Genomic DNA, 6,725 nt, shown 5'->3' with positions numbered 1-6,725 from the left:
GTGCCGCCCCAGCGGCACGACTGCCCGCAGCTATGGGGGCCACGGGGGCCGCTGCGGCACGTTAGATTTGCTTCGTGCTCTCTCGTCTCGCGCGCCCCAAGGCTGTTGCCGTCTGCGCCCTGCCCGTTGTCGCGTTGTTCGCCACCGCCGTGTTCGCGCCTCTGCCGTTCTCGATCGCGCAGCCGGGGTCGACGGCGAACGTGCTCAAGGAGTACCAGGGCGACGAGGTGATCCGGATCTCGGGCGCCCCGGTCCGGGACACCGAGGGTCAACTGCGGATGACGACCATCGTGGCGACCGGGCCCGACGCCCGGGTCTCGCTCGGCGACGTGCTGGGCAACTGGTTCGACACCGACCGCGCGGTGATGCCCGTGGACGCCGTCTACCCCCAGGGCGACGGCGTCAAGGAGATCGAGAAGTACAACCTCGACCAGATGCGGGAGTCCCAGGACACGGCGACGACGGCCGCGCTGGACTACCTGGGCCTCGACCCGTCCGGCGTGGACGTCCGGCTGGACCTCGGTGACGTCGGCGGCCCCAGCGCGGGTCTGCTGCTCTCCCTCGGCATCGTCGACAAGCTGCGGGGCGACGGCAGCGGCGGCGACCTGACCGGCGGCCGGACCATCGCCGGCACCGGCACGATCAGCGCCTCCGGCAAGGTCGGCGCCGTCGGCGGAGTGCCGCTGAAGACGCAGGCCGCCCGGCGGGACGGGGCCACCGTCTTCCTGGTGCCGGAGGCGGAGTGCTCGGACGCGCAGGCCGAACTTCCGAAGGGCCTGCGGCTGATCCCGGTGACCTCCCTGAAGGGCGCGGTCGACGCGCTGCGGGCCCTGAACTCGGGCAAGGGCCAGGTCCCCTCCTGCTGAGAGCCGCGCTCAGCCCTCCTTCACGAAGCCCTTCTCCTTCATCCAGTCCAGCGCCACCTGGTGCGGGTCCTCCCCGTCGACGTCGACCTTCGCGTTCAGGGTCTGCGCGACCTCGTTGTCCAGCGCCTTGGTGACGGGGTCGAGGACGGAGGCGATCGCCGGCCACTTCTTCAGGGTGTCGGTCCTGACCATGGGCGCCGCGTTGTAGTTCGGGAAGAACTTCTTGTCGTCCGCCATCACCGCCAGGTTCATCGACTTGATCCGCCCGTCGGTGGTGAACACCTCGCCGTAGGTGCAGGCGCCCTTCGCGGTCTGGGTGTAGATGATGCCGGTGTCCATCTGGGTGATGTTCCGCTGCGGAATGCTCATCCCGTACGCCTTCTCCAGGCCCGGCAGGCCGTCCGCGCGGTTGGCGAACTCGCCCTCCACACACAGCGTCACGGCCGCGGGGTCCTTCTTGGACAGCTCGGCCACCTGCGACAGCGTCGTGGTGCGGTACCTGCGGTAGTTGGCCTGGTTCATCGCCAGCGCGTACGTGTTGTTCATCGGCGCCGGCGGCAGCCACGTCAGCCCCTTCTTCGCGTCCGCGTCCTTCACCGCCTGCCACTGCTGCCGCGGGTCGGGGATGGGCTTGCTGTTGCCGAGGTACGTGATCCAGGCGGTGCCCGTGTACTCGTACGTGGCGTCCGCGTCGCCGTTCTCCACGGCCGCGCGGGTGCCGACGGAGCCCTGGATGCCGGTGCGGTCGAGGACGTCGGCGCCGGCCGCCTCGAAGGCGATGCCCATGATCGCGCCGAGGACGAGCTGCTCGGTGAACTCCTTGGAGACGACGGTGAGGTCGGCGCCCTCCAAGGGCCGGCCGCGCCCGATCGTGCCGGGTTCCACGTCGTCGACCATGGGGGAGCCGCTGGTCAGACCGCAGCCGGAGGCCGCCACCAGGACCGCCGCCGCCAGCAGACACGTACGCCGTCTCATGTGCCCACCTCCAGGCCGCGCGGCCGCAGCAGCACCTCGGCGAGCGAGGCCAGCCAGTCCACCAGCAGCGCCAGGGCGACGGTGAGGATCGAGCCCAGCACCAGCACCGGCATGCGCTGGCTGGTGATGCCGGTCGTGATGAGCACGCCCAGCCCGCCGCCGCCCCCGAACGTCGCCAGCGTCGCCGTGCCGACGTTCAGCACCAGGGCGGTGCGCACCCCGGCCAGGATCAGCGGGACCGCCAGCGGCAGTTCCACCCGGGTGAGCACGCCCATGGGGGACATGCCGATCCCGCGGGCCGCTTCGAGCAGCGTCGGGTCGTTGGCCTTCAGGCCCGCGATGGTGTTGGAGAGCACCGGCAGGATGGCGTAGACGATGATGCCGATCAGCGCCGAGCGGCGGCCGATGCCGAGCCAGATCACCAGCAGCGCGAGCAGGCCCAGGGCCGGTGTCGCCTGGCCCATGTTGGCGAACGCCATCGCCACCGGGGTGGCCTTCCGGAACATCCTGCGGGTCAGCAGGATCCCCAGCGGAATCGCGATGATCAGCACGAAGAAGGTGGAGATCGCGGTCAGCTGGATGTGCTGCCACAGGGCCTTGGTGACCGCGCCGTCCGCCAGGGCGTTCTCGCTGAGCGCGTCCAGCGACGCCTGCCGGAACCACAGCCAGGTCGCCAGCAGCACCAGCACGAGCACCACGGGCAGGACGGTCAGCTTCCGCCAGGTGACCCGCGGCGCGCTCCGGGCCGGCCCCGGCGGGCGCGGTTCCCGCTCCGTGTCGTCGTCGTCCGGGGCGGTGAGCGCCTCGTCGCTCCCGCTTCCGCCCTCGTCCTGCCGGCCCGTCGGTGACCTCACGCCTTCGCCGCCCCTCCGAAGCCCTCCTGCTCGGTGTGCGTCCGCTCGGCCCGGGCCTCCTCCAGGTCGTGCCGGTGCTCCAGCGCGTCCAGCCGGTCGGCCTCCAGCAGCTCCTGCACCGAGTTCATCAGCGTCTCCATGTCCACGACGCCCGTGTACTCGCCCCGCCGCCCGGTGACCGCGACCCGCCCGGTGTTGTCGGTCAGCACCGCCTCCAGCGCGTCCCGCAGCGTCGCGTCCCGGGTCACCGTGTCGCTGACCAGCGTCCCGGCCCGCGCGAGGGAGCCCTTGGCCCGCATCAGGTCGCCGCGCCGCAGCCACTTGTACGGGCGGCCGCGCCGGTCGAGGAGCAGGATCTCGTTGGTGCCGCCGGCCCGCAGCCGGTCGAAGATGTGCTGGAGCGGGTCCTCCACGGTCACCGTCGGATAGTCGGTGATCTCCACGTCCCGCACCCGGGTCAGGTTCAGCCGCTTCAGCGCCGCCCCGGCACCCACGAAACCGGAGACGAAGTCGTCGGCCGGGTTGGTGAGGATCGCCTCCGGGGTGTCGAACTGGGCGATGTGGGACTGCTCGCGCAGCACGGCGATCCGGTCGCCCAGCTTGATCGCCTCGTCGAAGTCGTGGGTGACGAAGACGATCGTCTTGTGCAGCTCGTGCTGGAGCCGGATCAGCTCGTCCTGGAGGTGGTCCCGGGTGATCGGGTCGACCGCGCCGAACGGCTCGTCCATCAGCAGCACCGGCGGATCCGCCGCCAGCGCCCGCGCCACGCCGACCCGCTGCTGCTGGCCGCCGGACAGCTGGCGGGGATAGCGGTCGTGGAACTCCCCGGGGTCCAGCCCGACCAGGTCGAGCATCTCCTCCACCCGGGACCGGATCCGCGCCTTCGACCAGCCGATCATGCGGGGCACCAGCGCGATGTTCTGGGCGACGGTCATGTGCGGGAAGAGACCGGACGACTGGATCGCGTAGCCGACCTTGCGGCGCAGCTTCACCGGGTCGATGTCGGTGACGTCCTCGCCGTCGATGCGGATCCGCCCGCCGCTCGGCTCGATCAGCCGGTTGATCATCTTCAGGGTGGTGGACTTCCCGCAGCCCGAGGGGCCGACGAAGATGACCGTCTCGCCCGCCTTGATCTCCATGGAGACGTTGTCGACGGCGGGCAGCGGGCTGCCGGGGTAGCGCTTGGTCAGGTTCTCCAGCTCGATGGTCGCGCCCGTGGCACCGGTGGTGCCCGCGGTGCCCGGCGCGTCGGCGGAGAGGGTCTCGGACGTCTCAGACACGGATCCCCCGGGAGATGGTCAGCCGGCCCAGCAGGACGTAGGCGGCGTCGAACAGCAGGGCCAGGACGATGATGCCGAGCGTGCCCGAGAGCACCTGGTTGAGCGCGTTCTTGCTGCCCAGCGACGCGATCCCGCGGAAGATCTCGTTGCCGAGGCCGGGCCCGGACGCGTAGGCGGCGATCGCCGCGATGCCCATCAGCATCTGCGTCGAGACCCGGATGCCCGTCAGGATCGGCGGCCAGGCCAGCGGCAGCTCCACCTTCAGCAGCCGCGCCGCCCGCGACATCCCGATGCCCTTGGCCGCGTCCACCAGGGCCGGGTCCACGCCGCGCAGCCCGACGATCGCGTTGCGCACGATGGGCAGCAGCCCGTACAGGGTCAGCGCGGTCACCGTCGGCGGGACGCCCAGCCCGACGACCGGGATGAGCAGGCCGATCATGGCCAGGGACGGGATGGTCAGGATGGTCGCCGTGGTGAGCGTCGCCAGGTTGCCCGCCCACTCGCTGCGATAGGTGACGACGCCGATCAGCACCCCGAGCAGCGTCGCCACCACCATGCACTGGAAGACGGCACTGGCGTGCTGGTAGGCGTCGGTGAGCAGCTGCTGGTGGCGGCTGCCGAGGAACTCCCAGAAGTTCACGTCCGCTCACCTCCGGGTCAGGGCGGTCTCACTCACGTCGTCGGTCGCGGTCCTCGGCCGCCTGCTCCACCAGCGGGATGATCCGCAGCGGAACGGGGTTCTCCATCACGATCGCCGTGGCGGCCCGGACGATGCCATCAAAACCGACAACCCGGTCGATCACCCGCTGGAGATCGGCGTTGGAGCGGGCCACCAGCCGGCACAGCATGTCCCCGGTGCCGGTCGTGGTGTGCAGCTCCAGCACCTCCGGCACACCCGCCAAGTGCGCCCGGACATCGGGCCCTTGGCCCTGCCGGATCTCCAGCGTCGCGAACGCCGTCACCGGGTAGCCGAGCGCCGCCGGGTCCACTTCGGGGCCGAACCCGCGGATGACTCCGTTCGACTGAAGCCGGTCCAGCCGCGCCTGCGCCGTGCCGCGCGCCACCCCCAGCCGCCGGGACATCTCCAGCACCCCGATCCGCGGCTCCCGCGCCAGCAGCCCGATGATCCGCCCGTCCAGACGGTCGATCCCCATCCCGTGCCCTCCCGGCTGGTCATCCTGCACAGATCGCCCGCCCCGACCGGCGTTCCACTGGACAGGTTGCCCAGTGGAAACGCAAACTATTGCGCACCTTGCGGACGCGGGAGACCCTGCGGCTATGACGCAGACCACACACCACTCTCCCGACACCGCCCGGCAGGCCGACCCCTTCCCGGTCAAGGGAATGGACGCGGTCGTCTTCGCCGTGGGCAACGCCAAGCAGGCCGCGCACTACTACTCCACCGCCTTCGGCATGAAGCTGGTCGCCTACTCCGGACCGGAGAACGGCAGCCGCGAGACCGCGAGCTACGTCCTGGAGAACGGCTCCGCCCGCTTCGTCTTCACCTCGGTGATCAAGCCGTCCACCGAGTGGGGCCGCTTCCTCGCCCAGCACGTGGCCGAGCACGGCGACGGCGTCGTCGACCTCGCCATCGAGGTCCCGGACGCGCGCGCCGCCCACGCCTACGCCGTCGAGCACGGCGCCCGCTCGATCGCGGAGCCCCACGAGGTCAAGGACGAGCACGGCACCGTCGTCCTCGCCGCCATCGCCACCTACGGCGAGACCCGCCACACCCTGGTCGAGCGCACCGGCTACGACGGCCCCTACCTGCCCGGCTACGCCGCCGCCGCGCCGATCGTCGAGCCGCCCGCGCAGCGCACCTTCCAGGCCGTCGACCACTGCGTCGGCAACGTCGAACTCGGCAAGATGAACGAGTGGGTGGCGTTCTACAACAACGTCATGGGCTTCACGAACATGAAGGAGTTCGTGGGCGACGACATCGCCACCGAGTACTCCGCGCTGATGTCCAAGGTCGTCGCCGACGGCACCCTGAAGGTGAAGTTCCCGCTCAACGAGCCGGCGATCGCCAAGAAGAAGTCCCAGATCGACGAGTACCTGGAGTTCTACAACGGCCCCGGCTGCCAGCACATCGCGCTGAACACCAACGACATCGTGCAGACCGTACGCACGATGCGCGCGGCCGGCGTCGAGTTCCTGGACACCCCCGACTCGTACTACGACACGCTCGGCGAGTGGGCCGGCGAGACCCGCGTGCCCGTCGAGACCCTGCGCGAGCTGAAGATCCTCGTCGACCGCGACGAGGACGGCTACCTGCTCCAGATCTTCACCAAGCCGGTCCAGGACAAGCCGACCGTCTTCTTCGAGATGATCGAACGCCACGGCTCGATGGGCTTCGGCAAGGGCAACTTCAAGGCCCTGTTCGAGGCGATCGAGCGCGAGCAGGAGAAGCGCGGCAACCTCTGACACCAGCTCTGCAAAGGCGGATCTCAGTCGGGCGGGCCCTCCACCGAGGGCTCGCCCAGCTCCGCCAGCGCCCGCCGCGCCTCGGGCGCCCCCAGCGGTGAGAAGTACGGGTTGATCATCAGCGCCTCCCGCAGATGGCGTCGCGCGGGCCCGTGCCGCTCCAGCGCCCGCTCGATCATCCCCCGGTGGAACAGGTGCGGGGCGCTGCGCACCCCGCCGTGCTCGACGTCCGTCGCGATCGCCGCGAACCGCAGCGCCTCCTCGTGGTCGCCGGTCCGGTACAGCGCCCAGCCCAGCGCGTCGGCCACCGCGATCCCCGGCTGCCA

General features: G+C 70.6%; 7 protein-coding genes and 1 pseudogene. 2 read left to right on the top strand and 6 right to left on the bottom strand.

Annotated elements, in window-relative coordinates:
• The first annotated feature begins 74 nt into the window (after positions 1-74).
• Positions 75-866, top strand: coding sequence for a S16 family serine protease (locus GTW67_RS24575; protein ID WP_161166981.1), 792 nt, complete (start codon positions 75-77; stop codon positions 864-866).
• A gap of 9 nt (positions 867-875) precedes the next feature.
• On the opposite strand, the gene GTW67_RS24570 is transcribed toward GTW67_RS24575, so the two are convergent.
• The 5 genes from GTW67_RS24570 to GTW67_RS24550 are packed head-to-tail and all read right to left on the bottom strand — an operon-like array spanning position 876 to position 5,129.
• Positions 876-1,841 (bottom strand): glycine betaine ABC transporter substrate-binding protein, encoded by a 966-nt coding sequence (locus GTW67_RS24570; RefSeq protein ID WP_161166980.1) that lies wholly within the window; start codon positions 1,839-1,841, stop codon positions 876-878.
• Positions 1,838-2,695 (bottom strand): ABC transporter permease subunit, encoded by an 858-nt coding sequence (locus tag GTW67_RS24565; RefSeq protein ID WP_161166979.1) that lies wholly within the window; start codon positions 2,693-2,695, stop codon positions 1,838-1,840. Before GTW67_RS24565 ends, GTW67_RS24570 begins: the two co-directional genes overlap by 4 nt.
• Positions 2,692-3,975, bottom strand: coding sequence for a betaine/proline/choline family ABC transporter ATP-binding protein (locus tag GTW67_RS24560; RefSeq protein WP_161166978.1), 1,284 nt, complete (start codon positions 3,973-3,975; stop codon positions 2,692-2,694). The genes GTW67_RS24565 and GTW67_RS24560 overlap by 4 nt, the downstream gene beginning before the upstream one ends.
• Complete coding sequence (locus GTW67_RS24555; protein ID WP_161166977.1) at positions 3,968-4,615, bottom strand: ABC transporter permease subunit; 648 nt, start codon at positions 4,613-4,615, stop codon at positions 3,968-3,970. Before GTW67_RS24555 ends, GTW67_RS24560 begins: the two co-directional genes overlap by 8 nt.
• A gap of 28 nt (positions 4,616-4,643) precedes the next feature.
• The gene (locus GTW67_RS24550) at positions 4,644-5,129 is read right to left on the bottom strand and encodes an Lrp/AsnC family transcriptional regulator (RefSeq protein ID WP_161166976.1); all 486 of its coding nucleotides are present in this window, start codon (positions 5,127-5,129) and stop codon (positions 4,644-4,646) included.
• A 124-nt stretch (positions 5,130-5,253) separates the two neighbouring features.
• On the opposite strand from GTW67_RS24550, the gene hppD reads away from it, so the two are divergent.
• Positions 5,254-6,399 carry a 4-hydroxyphenylpyruvate dioxygenase gene (gene hppD / locus GTW67_RS24545; protein WP_161166975.1) on the top strand — a complete coding sequence of 382 codons (1,146 nt, stop codon included), beginning with the start codon at positions 5,254-5,256 and terminating at the stop codon, positions 6,397-6,399.
• Between the two features lie 23 nt (positions 6,400-6,422).
• Here the strand turns inward: hppD and GTW67_RS24540 are convergent.
• Positions 6,423-6,725: pseudogene (locus GTW67_RS24540) on the bottom strand (tetratricopeptide repeat protein); the annotation flags it as partial.

Origin of the sequence: Streptomyces sp. SID5910 (assembly GCF_009862125.1) — a bacterium.
Classification (GTDB): Bacteria; Actinomycetota; Actinomycetes; order Streptomycetales; family Streptomycetaceae; genus Streptomyces.
Note: the sequence above shows the minus strand (reverse complement) of the source record. Positions and strands in the feature narration are given on the sequence as shown.

Excerpts from the sequence above, each read along its gene's own strand:
- GTW67_RS24570 (WP_161166980.1), bottom strand. The coding sequence starts at position 1,841 with ATGAGACGGCGTACGTGTCTGCTGGCGGCGGCGGTCCTGGTGGCGGCC.
- GTW67_RS24550 (WP_161166976.1), bottom strand. The coding sequence starts at position 5,129 with ATGGGGATCGACCGTCTGGACGGGCGGATCATCGGGCTGCTGGCGCGG.
- hppD (WP_161166975.1), top strand. The coding sequence starts at position 5,254 with ATGACGCAGACCACACACCACTCTCCCGACACCGCCCGGCAGGCCGAC.